This window comes from Micromonospora sp. NBRC 101691 (assembly GCF_030269285.1).
GTDB classification, from domain to species: Bacteria; Actinomycetota; Actinomycetes; order Mycobacteriales; family Micromonosporaceae; genus Micromonospora; species Micromonospora echinospora.
Genome location: NZ_BSTB01000001.1, coordinates 870,305 through 886,572, shown reverse-complemented (window position 1 = coordinate 886,572; position 16,268 = coordinate 870,305). Strand labels below are relative to the sequence as shown.

The following is a 16,268-nucleotide window of genomic DNA, read 5'->3' as shown; positions in this document are numbered from 1 at the left end:
TAGTGGCCATGCCCGGCGTCCTTCCAGAAGGCGAATCCGTACCGACCGACGGGTCGCTCCCATCGACCGCCCTGCGCGCGGTCGGCGCGCGCGGCTTCGGGGTCTACCTCCACGTGCCCTTCTGCGCCAGCCGCTGCGGCTACTGCGACTTCAACACCTACACCGCCAGCGAACTCGGCGGCGGCGCGAACCGGGACAACTACGCCGACACCGTCCTGACCGAGCTGGGGCTCGCCGCCCGGGTGCTCGGGGACACTCCGCCGCCCCGGGTGGACACGGTCTTCGTCGGCGGTGGCACGCCCACCCTGCTCCCCGCCGACGACCTGGCCCGCCTCCTCGACGGCATCGACCGCACCTGGGGGTTGGCCGCCGACGCCGAGGTCACCACCGAGGCCAACCCGGAGTCGGTGACACCGGAGTCGCTGAAGACGCTGCGCGCGGCCGGGTACACCCGCATCTCGCTGGGCATGCAGTCGGCCGCGCCGGGCGTGCTCGCCGTGCTCGACCGCAAGCACTCCGCCGGGCGGGCCACCGCCGCCGCGGCCGAGGCCCGCGACGCCGGGTTCGACCACGTCAACCTCGACCTGATCTACGGTACGCCGGGGGAGCGGGCCGAGGACTTCGCCGCCTCGCTCGACCAGGTGGTCGCCGCCGGGGTGGACCACGTCAGCGCGTACGCCCTGATCGTGGAGGAGGGCACCCGGCTCGCCGCCCGGATGCGCCGGGGCGAGCTGGCGTACCCCTCCGACGACGTCGCGGCGGACCGCTACCTGGCCGCGGAGGCCGCCCTCGACGCGGCCGGTTTCTCCTGGTACGAGGTCTCCAACTGGGCCCGGACGCCGGACGCCCGGTGCCGCCACAACCTGCTCTACTGGACCGGCGGCGACTGGTGGGGCCTCGGCCCGGGGGCGCACAGCCACGTCGGCGGGGTGCGCTGGTGGAACGTCCGACACCCGAGTGCGTACGCGGCGAAGCTGGCCGCCGGGGAGTCGCCCGGCCAGGCGCGGGAGGTCCTCACCGTCGACGAGGCGCACATGGAGGACGTGATGCTCCGGCTCCGGCTCGCCTCCGGGCTGCCGCTGGCGGTGCTCGACCCCGCCGGCCGGGCCGGCGCCGAGCGGGCCCGCGCCGCCGGGCTGCTCGCCGAGGCCGACTACGCCGCCGGCCGGGCGGTGCTCACCCTGCGTGGCCGACTGCTCGCCGACGCCGTGGTCCGCGACCTGCTGCCCTGAAGCGTCCCCTCGACAGCGTGCGCGCCACCCGCCGCCCCGGCGGTCTCCCGGGCACCGTGTCGCGCCACCCGGGGCTGCCATGAGGACGGCCGGCCCCGGGAACACCACCGGGACCGGCCGGACGGCTCACTTCACGAAGCTCCGGGTCATCGGGTACTGGTAGAGCAGGTCCTGGTTGGCCTTGAGGGCGGCCACGATGCCGAGCACGATCGGCACGATCGCGAGCACGATCGGCACGAAGGAGAGCAGGCCGCAGGTGATCGCGGCGAGCAGCCAGCCCACCAGGATCGCGACCGCCCAGGTGATCTGGAAGTTGAGCGCGGCGACGGCGTGTGCGCGTACCGCCGGGGACTGCTGGCCCCGGACCAGCAGCACGATCAGCGGCCCGACCCAGCCGAACAGGGTCGCACCGATCACGATGCCGATCGGCCCGCCGGCGTGGGCCAGGATCGCCCAGGTCCGGTCGTCGCCACCGATCGGGCCGGGGGACGGCTGCGGCCCGCCCCCGCCCGGCGGCGGATATCCACCCGGCCCTCCGGGCGTGTGCGCCCCCGTGGCCCCGGGCGGCGGGAAGCCCGGTGGCGGGTAACCGCCCTGCTCACCCGCTGGGTGGTAACCGCCCGCTTCGCCCGGCGGCGGGTAACCGCCCTGGTCGCCCGGCGGCGGCGGGTAGCTGGCCTGGGGGTCCGGTGTCGGGTAGCCGGTAGCGGCGAAGTGCCCGCCCGAGGTCGGGTGGTCGGCCGACGGGGCGTCACCGGACGGGCCGTAACCCACCGTCGGCGGCTCCGGGGCGACGGCGGCGTGGCGCTCCGTCGGCGGCTCGTCGCCGAGCGACCCGTAGCGCTGTGTCGGCGGCTCGTACGACGGCGTCGTCCAGTTCTCCGTGGGCGGCTCGGGGGCCGGCGTCGTCCAGTTCTCCGTGGGCGGCTCGGGGGACGACGGGGGAAGGTGCTCGGTGGGTGGCTCATGGGGCGGCGTGGGCCAGCCGCCGGGCGGGGTGGATCCACCCGGTGGGGGATACCCGGACGCACCGGCCGCGTCGGAGAGTGGGGTGGTGGGCTCGTCGGGTGTCGACGGGGACCCGGACGGGGCGAGCGGCATGGTCGGCTCCGGCGGGTACCGGCCGGCGTCGCCCGCGCCGGGCGGGCGCGGCGGTTCAGTCATACCGGTCACGGTAGGGGCACCGGACAAGGCGCGACCAGCGGGCGCGTCCTGATCACCCGGGGGGACGGCCGGTACCGGGCCGGGGGCGGGGGTCGACACCGATCATCGCGTCCCGGGGGTGCCCCGACGTAGACTGGCACTCGTTAAAGTCGAGTGCCAGGAGCGCGTCGTCGTCGGCGACCGCCGCCGGTCGTCGCCGGGGGTGGGCACGCGCCGCGACGGACCGGGCGCCGACCGGCGTAGGAGGTGGGGAGAGTGGGTCTGGACGACCGCAAGCTCGCCGTGCTGCGCGCGATCGTCGAGGACTACGTCGCGACCCAGGAGCCGGTCGGCAGCAAGGCGCTGGTCGAGCGGCACCAGCTGGGCGTCTCCCCGGCCACGGTCCGCAACGACATGGCGGTGCTGGAGGAGGAGGGCTACATCCGGCAGCCGCACACCAGCGCCGGCCGGGTGCCCACCGACCGTGGCTACCGCCTCTTCGTCGACCGGCTCAGCCGGGTCAAGCCGCTCAGCCCGGCCGAGCGTCGGGCGATCGAGCGGTTCCTGGTCGGCGCGGTCGACCTCGACGACGTCGTCCACCGCACCGTCCGGCTCCTCGCCCAGCTCACCCGCCAGGTGGCCGTGGTGCAGTACCCGAGCCTGGCGCGGTCCTCGGTGCGACACCTGGAGCTGGTGCCGATCTCCACCACCCGGCTGATGCTGGTGATGATCGCCGACACCGGTCGGGTCGAGCAGCGGCTGGTGGAGCTGCCCGCGCCGGTTCCCGCCGACGACGTCACCGACCTGCGTCGCCTGGTCAACGAGAAGCTCTGCGGCACCCGGCTGTCGGACACCCCACCGCTGGTGCAGGCGTTGGTGGAGGAGGTCGACGCCGGGCTGCGTCCGGCGATGACCACGCTCTCCACCGTTCTGCTGGAGACCCTGGTCGAGCGGCACGAGGAGCGGATCGCGCTGGCCGGCACGGCCAACCTGACCCGGGGCGGCCTGCTCGACTTCCAGGGCTCGTTACGTCCGATCCTCGAGGCGCTCGAGGAGGAGGTCGTGCTGCTCAAGCTGATCGGCGAGGTCGAGCCGAGCACGACCCGGATCCGGATCGGCGACGAGAACGAGATCGACAACCTGCGGGGTACGTCGGTGGTCAGCACGGGTTACGGTCCAGGTGCCACCATCGTGGGTGGGCTGGGCGTGCTCGGCCCGACACGGATGGACTACCCCGGCACCATCGCCACGGTACGCGCCGTGGCACGCTACGTGGGCGAGCTGCTGGCCCAGAACTGACCAGTCAGGGCCGACGGCCGGCTCGGGCCGACGACCGGCGCAACGCGAGACGAACATGAGGACACGGAACGCAGTGGCCAGGGACTACTACGGCATCCTCGGTGTCAGCCGGGAAGCCTCCGATGACGAGATCAAGCGCGCCTACCGCAAGCTGGCGCGGCAGTTCCACCCGGACGTCAATCCGGACCCGGAGGCCCAGGAGAAGTTCAAGGACATCAACGCCGCGTACGAGGTCCTCTCGGACGACCGGAAGCGGCAGATCGTCGACCTGGGTGGCGATCCGCTCGCTCCCGGTGGCGGCGCGGCCGGTCCGGGCGGACCGGGCGGCGCGGGGCCGTTCGTCGGCTTCCAGGACATCATGGACGCCTTCTTCGGCGGGGCCACCGGCTCGCGGGGGCCGCGTCCGCGCACCCGTCCCGGGGCGGACGCGATCCTGCGGCTGGAACTGGACCTCAACGAGACGGCGTTCGGCGTCGAGGCGCCGATCACCGTCGACACCGCCGTGCTCTGCACCACCTGCTCCGGCGCGGGCACGGCCGCCGGCACCCACCTGGCCACGTGTGAGGCGTGCGGTGGCCGGGGCGAGGTGCAGTCGGTGCAGCGCACCTTCCTCGGCCAGGTCGTCTCGGCCCGGCCCTGCACGGTCTGCCAGGGGCACGGCACCACGATCCCGCACCCCTGCCCGACCTGTGCCGGGGACGGCCGGGTGCGTACCCGCCGTTCGCTGACCGTCAAGATCCCCGCCGGGGTGGAGGACGGCATGCGGATCCGCCTCGCCCAGCAGGGTGAGGTCGGCCCGGGTGGCGGCACCGCCGGCGACCTCTACGTCGAGATCCACGAACGGCCGCACGACGTCTACTCCCGCAAGGGCGACGACCTGCACTGCCGGGTGACCGTGCCGATGACCGCGGCGGCGCTCGGCACCCGGTTGACCATCAAGACGCTGGACAGCGAGGAGACCGTCGACGTCAAGGCGGGCACCCAGCCGGGCAGCACGATGCGGTTGCGCGCCCGGGGCGTACCGCACCTGCGCGGCACCGGCCGGGGTGACCTCTACGTCCACCTCGACGTGCGGACCCCGACCAAGCTCGACGCCGACCAGGAGCGGATGCTGCGCGAGTTCGCCAAGACCCGGGGCGAGGAGGTCGCCGAGCTGAGCAAGCAGGGCGGCTTCTTCTCCCGGATGCGGGACGCGTTCAACGGGCACGGCTGAGTGTCGGCCCCGCTCTTCCTGGTCGAGTCGCTGCCCGTCGCCGACACGCTGACCCTGGACGGCCCGGAGGGCCACCACGCGGCCACCGTGCAGCGGCTGCGGGTCGGCGAGGAACTGCTGCTGGCCGACGGTCGGGGTGGCACGGCCGCCGCCGTGGTCACCGCCGTCGGCCGGGGCGCCCTCGACCTGACCGTCACCTCGCGGGGGTACGCCGACGCGGCGGTGCCCCGCGTCGTGGTGGTGCAGGGCATCGCCAAGGGCGACCGGGGCGAACTGGCCGTCCAGGCGATGACCGAGGTCGGCGTGGACGAGATCGTGCCCTGGGCGGCGTCCCGCTCGGTGACGCAGTGGCGGGGCGAGCGGGGCGTACGCGCCCGGGAGAAGTGGGTGGCGACCGCCCGGGAGGCGGCCAAGCAGGCCCGCCGGGCCTGGCTGCCGGTGGTGGCCGGTGCCCCCGACGAGTCGACGGCGGCGGTGGCGGCGCGGCTCTCCGGTGCCGCCGCCGGGTTCGTGCTGCACGAGGAGGCACAGGACCGGCTGACCACCGTCGAGCTGCCTCCGGCCGGTGAGATCGTGCTGGTGGTGGGCCCGGAGGGTGGGATCGCCCCGGCCGAACTGGACGCCTTCCGGGCGGCCGGTGGTCGCCCGGTGCGGCTCGGGCCGGCGGTGCTGCGTACCTCGACCGCCGGGGTGGCCGCGCTCAGCGTGCTCGCCACCCGCCTCACCCGCTGGTGACCCGCCCTTCCCGCCCAGCCGTGATCAACGCGACATGCGGCATGTCGGGGTGTGGGAGGGACCCGACGGCCCGGGATGCCGCAATCGGGGGTGGAACCCGGGCGGGTCAGAGGCGGGGGAAGACCTGGACGGTCTCCTCGTCGGGGCTGAGGTCGAGACCGGCCGGGCCGACGATGCGGGGATCGGGCACGCCGACCACCTCGGTGTCCTTGTCCGTGTAGGCGAAGCGGTTGAGCACGTGGCGCATGGCCTCCAGCCGGGCCCGCTTCTTGTCGTTGCTCTTGACCACCGTCCACGGCGCGTCGGCGGTGTCGGTGTAGAAGAACATCGCCTCCTTGGCCTCGGTGTACTCGTCCCACTTGTCCAGCGCGGCGATGTCCATCGGGGACAGCTTCCACTGGCGTACCGGGTCGACCTGACGGATGGCGAACCGGGTGCGCTGCTCGTTCTGGGAGACCGAGAACCAGAGCTTGACCAGCCGGATGCCGGAGCGGACCAGCATCCGCTCCAGCTCGGGGGCCTGGCGTAGGAACTCCAGGTACTCCTTGCGGGTGCAGAAGCCCATCACCCGCTCGACCCCGGCCCGGTTGTACCAGGACCGGTCGAAGAGCACGATCTCGCCGGCCGCCGGCAGGTGGTGCAGCCAACGCTGGAAGTACCACTGGCTGGACTCCCGCTCGTTCGGCTTGACCAGGGCCACCACCTTCGCGCCGCGCGGGTTGAGGTGTTCCATGAAGCGCTTGATCGTGCCGCCCTTGCCGGCCGCGTCCCGCCCCTCGAAGAGGATCACCAGCCGCTCGCCGGACTCCTTGATCCAATCCTGGAGCTTGAGGAGCTCGATCTGGAGCAGACGCTTGTGGTGGTCGTACTCCTCACGGGCCAGGCGCTCGTCGTACGGGTAGTCCTCCCGCCAGGTGTCCACCGGGCTGCCGTCCGCACGGAGCAGCACCGGGTCGTCGTCGTGGTCGTCGACCACCTGGTAGTCGGCGGAGAGGTCCAGCAGCGCGGCGTCGGCCATGTCGGGGATCCTTACCCGGGTTCCGGGCCGGTCAGCCGTCCCGGTTGCTGGGAGTTCGCTGAGAGACCAGCCTCAGGAACGCAGGTAGGACGCGCCGTTCAGGTCGACGATGGTGCCCGAGGCCCACTCCGCCTCCGGGGAGGCGAGCCAGTGCACCGCGGCGGCGATCTCCTCCGGTCGGGCCACCCGGTCGAACGGGCTCTGCGCCCGCACGGCCGCGCCCCGGGGCGACTTGAGGTGCTCGTTGGTCATGTCGGTCTCCACGAACCCGGGCGCGACCGTCGCCACCGCGATGCCGTACGGGGCCAGCGCCACCGCGAGGGACTGCCCCATCGCGTTCATGCCCGCCTTGCTCGCCCCGTACGCCGGGTTGCCCGGCTCGCCACGGAACGCCCCCCGGGAGGAGACGTTGACGATCCGGCCGCCCCGGTCGCGCATGTGCTGGGCGGCGCACCAGGACGCGTTGGCCGCGCCGAGCAGGTTGGTGTCGACGATCTGCCGCCAGCGCTGCCGCCACTGCTCGTACGTGGTCTCGAAGACCGGGTGCGGCGGATCCGCCGGACCGAACACCCCGGCGTTGTTGACCAGCACGTCCAGGCCGCCGAGCCCGGCTGCCGCCTCGTCCACCGCGGCCCGGACCGCGTCCGGGTCGGCCAGGTCGGCCCGGACCACGAGGTGCCCGTCGCCGGGCAGTTCCGCCCGCAGCCGCTCGGCCAGTTCCGCCGAGTCGCGGTGGTGGATCGCCACCCGGTCGCCGCCGGCCGCGAACCTGCGCGCCACCGCTCGGCCGATGCCGCGCGAGGCCCCCGTCACCAGTACCGCCCGAGAGTCCACCCGCCCATGATCCCCGACTGCCGGGCCCCGACCCGACCCGGGGCCGTCCGGTCGCGGCCGGGAGCTGCGACGACATGCCGGCCCGGCTCCGGGGAGATGCTGGTACGCAACCGGTGGTCCTACCATGCGTCGATGAGTTCCGACTGCCTGTTCTGCCGCATCGTCGCCGGGGAGATCCCGGCCACCATCGTCCGGGAGACCGCGACCACCCTCGCCTTCCGGGACATCGGCCCGAAGGCCCCGGTGCACGTGCTGGTGATCCCCAAGGAGCACTACGTCGACGTGGCCACGCTCGGCCAGGGCGACCCGGAGCTGGCCGGCCAGGTGCTGGCCACCGCCGCCGAGGTGGCCGAGGCCGAGGGGCTGCTCGCCGACGGCTTCCGGCTGATGTTCAACACCGGCCGGTACGGCGGCCAGGAGGTCTTCCACGTGCACGCGCACCTGCTCGGCGGTGCTCCGCTCGGGCCGATGCTCGCCCGCTGACTCCTCGGTCGTCCCGCCCCGCCGCGGTGGTAGCAGGGGTCCCCTGTTCATCAAAAAGCGGTAACAGGGGACCCCTCCTTACACTTGCGGCGTGGTGGAGATCAACGCGCGGCTCGGGCGGATGGTGCGGCAGGTGCAGGCCGGTGCCCGGGTGCCGGCGCTGTCGGTGGCCCTGCACCGGGCGGACCGGCCGCTGTGGAGCCTCACCGTCGGCAGCACCGGCAACGACGCCCCGCTGACCCCGCAGACGCCCTTCCGGATCGGTTCGGTCACCAAGACCTTCACCGCCGTCCTGGTGCTCCAGTGCCGGGACGAGGGTCTGCTCGACCTGGACGATCCGGTGGGGCGGCACCTGGACGTGCCCGCGCACGGCGGGGCGACCGTGCGTCGGCTGCTGTCGCACACCTCGGGCCTGCAACGGGAGCCGTACGGTGACATCTGGGACACGTTGCGGGCCCCCGGGGTCGAGCAACTCCTCGCCGACCTCACCCGGGCCGAGCGGGTGCTGCCTCCGGCCCGCCGCTTCCACTACTCCAACCTGGGGATGGCCCTGCTCGGCGAACTGGTCGCCCGGCTGCGCGGCGGCACCTGGGTGGAGGTGCTCGCCGACCGGATCCTCGCCCCGCTCGGGCTGGCCGCCACCACCACCCGTCCCGGTCCCGGCGCGGCCACCGGCTTCCTGGTCGACGCGTACTCCGACCACGCTCGGCCGGAGCCGCCGACCGACTTCGGGGCGGTGGGCCCGGCGGCGCAGCTCTGGAGCACGGCGGGTGACATGGCCCGCTGGGCGGCCTTCCTCGCCGACCCGGCCGCGCTGGATCCGACCGGTGCGGTGCTCGCCCCGGCGACCCTGGACGAGATGCGCTGGCCGCTTACGGTCACCGACGAGACGAACTGGGTGGACGGCTTCGGCCTCGGCCTGATCCTCGTGCCGCAACCGAACCGGGTGCTGCACGTCGGGCACGACGGCGCGATGCCCGGTTTCCTCGCTTCGGTCTACGGCCGGCGGGGCGGCGACGGGACACCGGGGGCGATGGGCTGCGCGGTGCTCGGCTCGGCCGGCACCGCCGGGGCGATCTTCGAACTGCCGCACCGGCTGCTCGCCACCGCGGTCGAGCACGACCCGGCCGACATCGAGCCGTGGTCGCCGGGGGAGCCGGCCCCGGAGGCGTACCGGGGCGTGCTGGGCCGCTGGTGGGGCGAGGGTTTCGAGTACGTCTTCCTCTGGCGGGACGGGGCGTTGCGGGCCCGTCGGGCGGAGGACGCGCCGGGCAAGCCGACGGCGGTCTTCGCGCCGCTGCCGGACCGGCCGGACGTGCTGCGGACGGTCTCCGGGCGGGAGGTCGGGGAGTTGCTCCGGCTGACCCGGGACGAGCGGGGGACGGTGCGCCGGATGCACTGGGCGACCTACCGTTTCACCCGGGACCAGCAGACCTTCGACGGGTACGACGTGCGCTGGCCGGACCAAGGCTGAGGCGGGGAAGCTCCGTCGGCCGACTGCCGCTGAGGCGGAGGAGCGTCCGCCGAAAGGGCTGGGCCGGGACCGTCCCCGCTCACCGTCCGGTGGGCCGGTGGGGAGATCCGGCACCCGGTGGTCGTCCCGGACGCGTGGCGGGCCGGGGCCGGCGGAGGCCGACCCCGGCCGGGGCGGGGTGGGTCAGCCGACCAGGGCCGGTGCCGGCCAGCTGTCCCGGAAGACCTGGGTGCCCTCGGCGCCGAAGCCGCCGAAGTTCCGGTCGACCTGCGCGGCCTCCGTGCTGTACGGGTACGGGTTGGTGCAGCCGGTGCCCGCGCTGCCGCCGGACATGAGCAGGTGGCACTGGCCGTTGTAGTTGTCCGGCAGGCCGAGGATGTGCCCGATCTCGTGCGTCATGATCCGCAGCGGGGCGTACTGCTGGGCCTGCGCGGTGTCGATCACCACGTAGCCGTTGCCCAGGCTGCGCCGGACGGCGTAGGAGCCGCCCCCGGTGGTGTAGTAGATCATCAGGTTCGAGCCGCACTTCGACATGTTCAGGTTGTTGGTGTAGGCGTTCCAGATCGAGGCGGCCTGGTCGGCGATGCCGGCGTAGGGGCCGGCCTGGCTGGTGTTGTAGCAGACGGTGGCGTTGACGACGACGTCGGCGGCGGCGGGTGCCGGGTTGGCCAGGCCGAGGCTCAGCACGGTGGCGGCGCCGGCGACGAGGGTGGCGAAGCGGCGGCCGATCCTTCGTGGGGACACGGGTCACACTCCGTTCGTGACGGGAAACGGGGGGTGAGCGAATCCTAGATATGGATGTACATCTATATCAATTCTGCCCGTTATCATGTCGATCAGATATAATCCTGCCGGATGTCGTGATCATGGCTTTCCTGGCGATCTTCTCCGCCCCGCCCGAGGTGACGACGGGGGAAATGGGCCGGGTGTCTCGGGTGCCGAACCGATACCATGGAACCAACGTCCGTACGCCGAGCCAGCTCAGGCCGGCGCCGAGAGCGAGAGCAGGTGGCGCAGGGCCCGACGGCCCGACCTATGACCGGCACCCCACCTCCGGGCCCGTCCCGGGCGCAGACCAGGATCACCGTCCCCGATCCCAAGATCATGGTCAACCTCCTCGGCGCGGGCGACGAGATCCTGCGGCTCGTCGAGCGTTCGGTCGACAGCGACGTGCACGTCCGTGGCAACGAGATCACCATCACCGGTGCGCCCGCGGACAACGCCCTCGCCGAGCGCCTCTTCGGTGAGCTGCTCGAACTGATCGAGAAAGGCGAGACACTGACCACTGACGCCGTCCGGCGTACCGTCGGCATGCTCGAGCAGGGCGGCACGGAGCGGCCCGCCGAGGTCCTGACGCTGAACATCCTCTCCCGGCGCGGACGCACCATCCGCCCGAAGACGCTCGGGCAGAAGCGCTACGTCGACGCGATCGACGCGCACACCATCGTCTTCGGCATCGGCCCCGCCGGCACGGGCAAGACCTACCTGGCGATGGCGAAGGCCGTGCAGGCGTTGCAGGCCAAGCAGGTCAACCGGATCATCCTCACCCGGCCGGCGGTCGAGGCGGGGGAGCGGCTGGGCTTCCTGCCCGGCACCCTCAACGAGAAGATCGACCCGTACCTGCGCCCGCTGTACGACGCGCTGCACGACATGCTCGACCCGGAGTCCATCCCGAAGCTGATGGCGGCCGGGACGATCGAGGTCGCGCCGCTTGCCTACATGCGCGGCCGGACGCTGAACGACGCCTTCATCATCCTCGACGAGGCGCAGAACACCACGCCCGAGCAGATGAAGATGTTCCTGACCCGACTCGGCTTCGGCTCCAAGATCGTGGTCACCGGCGACATCACCCAGGTCGACCTGCCGGGCGGGACGACCAGCGGCCTGCGGGTGGTCCGGGAGATCCTCACCGACGTCGAGGACGTGCACTTCGCCCAGCTCTCCAGCTCGGACGTGGTCCGTCACCGCCTGGTCGGGGAGATCGTCGACGCGTACGCCCGGTGGGACGCCGAGCGGGAGAACCAGCAGGCACAGAGCGTGCACGCGGTGCCGGGACGGGCCGCCCAGGGCGGCGGCCGCGCCGGCCGCCGCCGTTAGAGCAGAGGAAAGACGTGTCCATCGAGATCGCCAACGAGTCCGGTGTCCCGGTCGACACCGACGCCGTGCTCGCCGTCGCCCGGCACGCGCTCGACGAGATGGGGGTCAACCCCCTCGCCGAGCTCTCCGTGCTCCTGGTCGACATCGACTACATGACCGAGCTGAACCACCGGTGGATGGGCGGCGACGGGCCGACCGACGTGCTGGCCTTCCCCATGGACGAGGGGAGCGTCGACCACGGGCCGGGGGAGAGCGCCGGTCCGGCCGGTGAGCCGGCCCTGCTCGGTGACATCGTGCTCTGCCCGGAGGTGGCGGCCAAGCAGGCGGCCACCGCCGGGCACAGCGCCGCCGACGAGCTGCACCTGCTCACCGTGCACGGGGTGCTGCACCTGCTCGGGTACGACCACGCCGAACCGGAGGAGGAGCGCGAGATGTTCGGGCTCCAGGCGAGGTTGCTCGCCAGTTGGCGGTCGACCCGAGCCACGTGATGGACACCCCGATACTCGCGGCCGGTGCCACCGGCCTGCCCGATCTGCAACTGCTGGTCTTCGCGGCCGGCCTGGTGGTGGCCGCCGGGGTCATCGCGGCCACCGAGGCGGCGCTGGCCGCCGTCTCCCCGGCCCGCGCCGCCGAGCTGGCCCGCGACGGGGTACGCGGTGCCCGTACCCTCCAGATCGTCGCCACGGACGTGGTCCGCCACCTCAACCTGCTGCTCCTGCTGCGGCTGCTGGCCGAGCTGACCGCCACCACCCTGGTGGCCCTGGTCGCGGTGGACACCTTCGGCGCCGGCTGGCGGGCCGCCCTGATCACCGCCGGTGCGATGACCGTGATCAGCTTCGTGGTGGTCGGGGTCGGTCCGCGCACCATCGGCCGCCAGCACGCGTACGCGGTCGGCCGGGCGGTCGCCCCGCTGGTGCGCTGGCTGGGCCGGGTGCTCAACCCGCTCGCCTCGCTGCTCATCCTGATCGGCAACGCGGTCACCCCCGGCAAGGGGTTCCGGGAGGGGCCCTTCGCCACCCAGGTGGAGCTGCGCGAGCTGGTCGACCTGGCCGAGCAGCGCGGCGTGGTGGAGCACGGCGAACGGCAGATGATCCAGTCGGTCTTCGCCCTCGGTGACACCATCGCCCGGGAGGTGATGGTGCCGCGTACCGAGATGGTGTGGATCGAGGAGCGCAAGACGCTCGCCCAGGCGTTGGCGCTCTTCCTGCGCTCCGGTTTCTCCCGCATCCCGGTGATCGGCGAGAACGTCGACGACGTGCTCGGTGTGCTCTACCTCAAGGACCTGATCCGCCGCACCCAGGGTGGCGGGCGCGCCGAGGGGACGCCGGTGGCCGAGCTGATGCGACCGGCGACCTTCGTGCCGGAGTCCAAGCCGGTCGACGACCTGCTCTCCGAGATGCAGGCGGCCCGCAACCACCTGGTGATCGTCGTCGACGAGTACGGCGGCACCGGCGGCCTGGTCACCATCGAGGACATCCTGGAGGAGATCGTCGGCGAGATCACCGACGAGTACGACGTCGAACGTCCCCCGGTCGAGCACCTGCCGGAGGAGGGGGCGGTGCGGGTGACCGCCCGGCTGCCGGTGGAGAATCTGGGCGAGCTGTTCGACGTGGAGCTCCCCGCCGACGAGGTGGAGACCGTCGGTGGCCTGCTCGCCCAGGCGCTCGGTCGGGTGCCGATCCCGGGCGCGGAGGCGGAGGTCGCCGGGCTGCACCTGGTCGCCGAGGGCACCACCGGTCGGCGGAACCGGATCGACGCCGTGCTGGTGCGCCGGGTCGGGCCGACCGACGAACACGAGAGCCCGGGGCGGGGTGAACAGGCCGAGCCCCGGGGAGGAAACCCGAACCGTTCCGAGGAGAGGCAACCCGCCGATGCCTGAGTCACCCGCCGCACCGTCCGTTCCCACCCCCACCGAGCTGAGCGCCGAGGACGCCAAGCTGGTCATCCTCGCCCGGGGGGCACGGGGTCGGGTCGGCGCCGTCGAGGGAGCGGCGGTCCGCGACCAGGACGGCCGGACGTACGCCGCCGCGAGCGTCGCGCTGCCGTCGTTGGCGATCACCGCTCTCCAGTTGGCGGTCGCCTCCGCGGCGGCGGCCGGCGCGTCCCGGTTGGAGGCGGCGGTGGTGGTGACCGAGGCGTCGACCCTGGACACCGCCGGGCACGCCGCCGTACGCGATCTCGCGACGGACGCGCCGATCCACCTGGCGGCCCCGGACGGCACCGTCCTCGGCACGGTGGTCGAGTGAGCCGGCGTGACGAGACGGCCCGGCGTGATCCGGCCGACTCCACCCGGGCGGGCTCGGGCCGGGCGGGTTCCGGCGGGACGCTCGACGGGGACCGGCCGTACCGGGCGGGGTTCGCCTGTTTCGTCGGCCGGCCCAACGCCGGCAAGTCGACCCTGACCAACGCGATCGTCGGGCAGAAGATCGCCATCACCTCGAACAAGCCGCAGACCACCCGGCACGTCATCCGGGCCGTCCTGCACCGGCCGGACTCGCAGCTCGTGCTGGTCGACACGCCCGGCCTGCACCGTCCCCGGACGCTGCTCGGCGAGCGCCTGAACGACCTGGTCCGGTCCACCTGGAGCGAGGTCGACGTGATCGGCCTCTGCATCCCGGCGAACGAGCCGGTCGGACGGGGCGACCGCTTCATCACCGGTGAGCTGGCCGAGCTGAAGGCGACCGTGCTCGCGGTGGTGACCAAGACCGACCTGGTCGACCGGAAGCGGCTGGCCGAGCAGTTGCTCGCGGTCAGCGAGCTGGGCGAGTTCGCCGACGTCGTGCCGGTCAGCGCGGTCTCCGGTCACCAGGTGGACACCCTGGTCGAGGTGATGACCGGGTACCTTCCGGCGTCGCCGCAGCTCTACCCGGACGACATGCTCACCGAGGACCCCGAGCAGGTGCTCGTCGCCGAACTGGTCCGGGAGGCGGCCCTGGAGGGCGTCCGGGACGAACTGCCGCACTCGATCGCGGTGATCGTCGAGGAGATGATTCCCGAGGGCCAGGTCATGAAGATCTACGCCGACGTGTACGTCGAGCGGCCCAGCCAGAAGGCGATCGTGATCGGTCACCGGGGCAGCCGGCTCAAGGACGTGGGCACCCGGGCCCGTCGGCAGATCGAGGAGCTGCTCGGCACCCGGGTCTACCTGGACCTGCACGTGCGGGTGGCGAAGGACTGGCAGCGCGACCCGAAGCAGCTGCGCCGGCTCGGTTTCTGACCGGCCGGTGTGGGGCGGCCCGGGCCGCCCCACACCGCTTGATCGACTCGTGGTGCGGCATGTCGGGGTGTCCGGGGCGACCGAGACCCCGACATGCCGTAACCGGTGTCGATCGAGCGGGCCCACCCGGCCACCGGTCCGGCGCGGCACGCCGTTCGGGGCTTTTTGTGGGATTCCTCACTTTCGATGCCCCGGGTCGGGCGTTTCCGGCCGGTGATGCGGAGGGTAGGACAGGAACCCGCCGCTGCCCCCGGACATAGACGCAGGCTGATGCGAAACCGATACCTGGATCTGCTGCGCTTCCTCGCGATCATCCGAGTCGTGGTCTACCACGTCACCGGGTGGGCCACGCTCACCCTGGTCTTCCCGGCCATGTCGGTGATGTTCGCGCTGGCCGGATCGCTGATGGCCGCCTCGCTCGACCGCTCCGGCACGGCCGCCGTCGGCCGTCGGCTGCGCCGGCTGCTGCCCTCGCTCTGGGTGGTCGCGGTGATCTTCGTGCCGGCCATGCTGATCAGCGGCGGACTGGCGGTGAACTGGCGGCTGCTGCTCTGGCTCTTCCCGATCACCGACCCGCCGGCCAACGGCTGGGGCGCGCTCGCGCTCAGCGTGATCTGGTACCTGCGCGACTACCTCTGGTTCGTGCTCGCCTCCCCGCTGGCGCTCTGGCTGTTCCGGCGGGCCCCACTGCCCACCCTGCTCGCCCCGTACGTGCTGCTCGTCGTGGTCGAGCTGGGCTTCCCCGGCGCGCCGGTCGTGCTCCGCGACTTCGGCCTCTACTTCGGCGCGTGGCTGCTCGGCTTCGCCCACCACGACGGCATGCTGCGCCGGCTCTCCCGGCGGCTGCTGGTCGCCGTCGCGGCACTGCTGGCCACCGCCGGAGGGGCCTGGATCCTCACCCACCCGGGAGCACGCGGCTACGACCTCAACGACATCCGGATCGGCAACGCGCTCTGGGCGGCGGCGTTCATCCTGGTCGTGCTCGGGTTCGCCCCGTCCGGAGCGGCCTGGGTGGACCGGAACGCCCTGTTCGGCCGGGCGGTGACCGTGTTCAACCGGCGGGCGTTGACCGTCTACCTCTGGCACATGCCCTTCGTGGTCGCGCTCACCCCGCTGGTGGACGTGGTCGGCTGGTCCCACCAGGACCTGCTCGGCCTCGCCATCCGGGTGGTGCTGGTCTTCCTCCTGGTCGGGGTGGTGACGATGCTGGTCGGCTGGGTCGAGGACGTCGCGGCCCGCCGTCGCCCCGAACTGCTGCCCGGCGGGCGACGTGCTCGTCCGGGGTCGGCCACGCCCGCCGGCTCCGCCGCGACGGCGACCGGCGGAACCGGGCCCGGCGCGGGGACCGACGAGGGACCCGGGCCGGTCGGGGTGCCGCGTCCCCGGCCCACCGGCAACGGTCTGCCCCGTTCCGGGTCCGCCGTCGGGCCCCGCGCCGGGTCCGTGGCCGTCGACACCCGGGTCGGGGCCGCCCCGGAGGCCGGCGCTTCGGCCGAGGACGCCTCGGTCCGGGTGCGCTGACC

General features: G+C 73.1%; 16 protein-coding genes. 12 read left to right on the top strand and 4 right to left on the bottom strand.

Translation table 11 applies throughout. From position 1 onward, the window contains the following. Positions 1 to 8 precede the first annotated feature (8 nt). Positions 9 to 1,232, top strand: a complete 1,224-nt coding sequence (gene hemW, locus QSK20_RS03795) for a radical SAM family heme chaperone HemW (RefSeq protein ID WP_285787113.1) — start codon at positions 9 to 11, stop codon at positions 1,230 to 1,232. Positions 1,233 to 1,358: 126 nt separating this feature from the next. Here the strand turns inward: hemW and QSK20_RS03790 are convergent, their stop codons facing one another. Further along, positions 1,359 to 2,396 carry a DUF4870 domain-containing protein gene (locus QSK20_RS03790; RefSeq protein ID WP_285787112.1) on the bottom strand — a complete coding sequence of 346 codons (1,038 nt, stop codon included), beginning with the start codon at positions 2,394 to 2,396 and terminating at the stop codon, positions 1,359 to 1,361. A 255-nt stretch (positions 2,397 to 2,651) separates the two neighbouring features. On the opposite strand from QSK20_RS03790, the gene hrcA reads away from it, so the two are divergent. The 3 genes from hrcA to QSK20_RS03775 all read left to right on the top strand — a co-directional run bounded on the left by hrcA (position 2,652) and on the right by QSK20_RS03775 (position 5,622). After that, a complete protein-coding gene (gene hrcA / locus QSK20_RS03785) occupies positions 2,652 to 3,674 on the top strand; it encodes a heat-inducible transcriptional repressor HrcA (RefSeq protein WP_285787111.1) in 1,023 nt (340 codons plus the stop codon). A gap of 73 nt (positions 3,675 to 3,747) precedes the next feature. Further along, positions 3,748 to 4,887, top strand: coding sequence for a molecular chaperone DnaJ (gene dnaJ, locus QSK20_RS03780; RefSeq protein ID WP_285787209.1), 1,140 nt, complete (start codon positions 3,748 to 3,750; stop codon positions 4,885 to 4,887). Next, positions 4,888 to 5,622, top strand: coding sequence for a 16S rRNA (uracil(1498)-N(3))-methyltransferase (locus tag QSK20_RS03775; RefSeq protein ID WP_285787110.1), 735 nt, complete (start codon positions 4,888 to 4,890; stop codon positions 5,620 to 5,622). A 106-nt stretch (positions 5,623 to 5,728) separates the two neighbouring features. Here QSK20_RS03775 and ppk2 read toward each other — a convergent pair whose 3' ends face one another. Both ppk2 and QSK20_RS03765 read right to left on the bottom strand, forming a co-directional pair. Next, positions 5,729 to 6,640 (bottom strand): polyphosphate kinase 2, encoded by a 912-nt coding sequence (ppk2, locus tag QSK20_RS03770; RefSeq protein WP_285787109.1) that lies wholly within the window; start codon positions 6,638 to 6,640, stop codon positions 5,729 to 5,731. Between the two features lie 72 nt (positions 6,641 to 6,712). Then, positions 6,713 to 7,474, bottom strand: coding sequence for an SDR family NAD(P)-dependent oxidoreductase (locus QSK20_RS03765; protein WP_352232269.1), 762 nt, complete (start codon positions 7,472 to 7,474; stop codon positions 6,713 to 6,715). Positions 7,475 to 7,606: 132 nt separating this feature from the next. On the opposite strand from QSK20_RS03765, the gene QSK20_RS03760 reads away from it, so the two are divergent. Then, positions 7,607 to 7,957: a histidine triad nucleotide-binding protein gene (locus QSK20_RS03760; RefSeq protein ID WP_145836558.1), complete on the top strand. Its 351-nt coding sequence runs from the start codon at positions 7,607 to 7,609 to the stop codon at positions 7,955 to 7,957. A gap of 121 nt (positions 7,958 to 8,078) precedes the next feature. Then, positions 8,079 to 9,431 carry a serine hydrolase domain-containing protein gene (locus QSK20_RS03755; RefSeq protein ID WP_502888836.1) on the top strand — a complete coding sequence of 451 codons (1,353 nt, stop codon included), beginning with the start codon at positions 8,079 to 8,081 and terminating at the stop codon, positions 9,429 to 9,431. Positions 9,432 to 9,614: 183 nt separating this feature from the next. Here QSK20_RS03755 and QSK20_RS03750 read toward each other — a convergent pair whose 3' ends face one another. Then, the gene (locus tag QSK20_RS03750) at positions 9,615 to 10,175 is read right to left on the bottom strand and encodes a snapalysin family zinc-dependent metalloprotease (RefSeq protein WP_285787107.1); all 561 of its coding nucleotides are present in this window, start codon (positions 10,173 to 10,175) and stop codon (positions 9,615 to 9,617) included. A gap of 291 nt (positions 10,176 to 10,466) precedes the next feature. On the opposite strand from QSK20_RS03750, the gene QSK20_RS03745 reads away from it, so the two are divergent. The 6 genes from QSK20_RS03745 to QSK20_RS03720 all read left to right on the top strand — a co-directional run bounded on the left by QSK20_RS03745 (position 10,467) and on the right by QSK20_RS03720 (position 16,266). Further along, on the top strand, positions 10,467 to 11,528 hold the full coding sequence (locus tag QSK20_RS03745) for a PhoH family protein (RefSeq protein ID WP_285787106.1): 1,062 nt from the start codon (positions 10,467 to 10,469) through the stop codon (positions 11,526 to 11,528). A 14-nt stretch (positions 11,529 to 11,542) separates the two neighbouring features. After that, positions 11,543 to 12,016: an rRNA maturation RNase YbeY gene (gene ybeY, locus QSK20_RS03740; RefSeq protein WP_088982570.1), complete on the top strand. Its 474-nt coding sequence runs from the start codon at positions 11,543 to 11,545 to the stop codon at positions 12,014 to 12,016. Then, positions 11,992 to 13,407, top strand: coding sequence for a hemolysin family protein (locus QSK20_RS03735; protein ID WP_502888831.1), 1,416 nt, complete (start codon positions 11,992 to 11,994; stop codon positions 13,405 to 13,407). The genes ybeY and QSK20_RS03735 overlap by 25 nt, the downstream gene beginning before the upstream one ends. Beyond that, positions 13,400 to 13,774, top strand: coding sequence for a cytidine deaminase-like protein (locus tag QSK20_RS03730; protein ID WP_285787104.1), 375 nt, complete (start codon positions 13,400 to 13,402; stop codon positions 13,772 to 13,774). Before QSK20_RS03735 ends, QSK20_RS03730 begins: the two co-directional genes overlap by 8 nt. Continuing rightward, positions 13,771 to 14,745 carry a GTPase Era gene (gene era, locus QSK20_RS03725; protein WP_285787103.1) on the top strand — a complete coding sequence of 325 codons (975 nt, stop codon included), beginning with the start codon at positions 13,771 to 13,773 and terminating at the stop codon, positions 14,743 to 14,745. Before QSK20_RS03730 ends, era begins: the two co-directional genes overlap by 4 nt. Before the next feature lie 270 nt (positions 14,746 to 15,015). Beyond that, positions 15,016 to 16,266: an acyltransferase family protein gene (locus QSK20_RS03720; protein WP_285787102.1), complete on the top strand. Its 1,251-nt coding sequence runs from the start codon at positions 15,016 to 15,018 to the stop codon at positions 16,264 to 16,266. Positions 16,267 to 16,268: the final 2 nt, after the last annotated feature.

Bases quoted from the DNA above. Each gene is read 5' to 3' on its own strand.
- hemW (WP_285787113.1), top strand. From the start codon at position 9: ATGCCCGGCGTCCTTCCAGAAGGCGAATCCGTACCGACCGACGGGTCG.
- QSK20_RS03790 (WP_285787112.1), bottom strand. From the start codon at position 2,396: ATGACTGAACCGCCGCGCCCGCCCGGCGCGGGCGACGCCGGCCGGTAC.
- ppk2 (WP_285787109.1), bottom strand. From the start codon at position 6,640: ATGGCCGACGCCGCGCTGCTGGACCTCTCCGCCGACTACCAGGTGGTC.
- QSK20_RS03760 (WP_145836558.1), top strand. From the start codon at position 7,607: ATGAGTTCCGACTGCCTGTTCTGCCGCATCGTCGCCGGGGAGATCCCG.
- QSK20_RS03755 (WP_502888836.1), top strand. From the start codon at position 8,079: ATGGTGCGGCAGGTGCAGGCCGGTGCCCGGGTGCCGGCGCTGTCGGTG.
- QSK20_RS03745 (WP_285787106.1), top strand. From the start codon at position 10,467: ATGACCGGCACCCCACCTCCGGGCCCGTCCCGGGCGCAGACCAGGATC.
- QSK20_RS03730 (WP_285787104.1), top strand. From the start codon at position 13,400: ATGCCTGAGTCACCCGCCGCACCGTCCGTTCCCACCCCCACCGAGCTG.
- QSK20_RS03720 (WP_285787102.1), top strand. From the start codon at position 15,016: ATGCGAAACCGATACCTGGATCTGCTGCGCTTCCTCGCGATCATCCGA.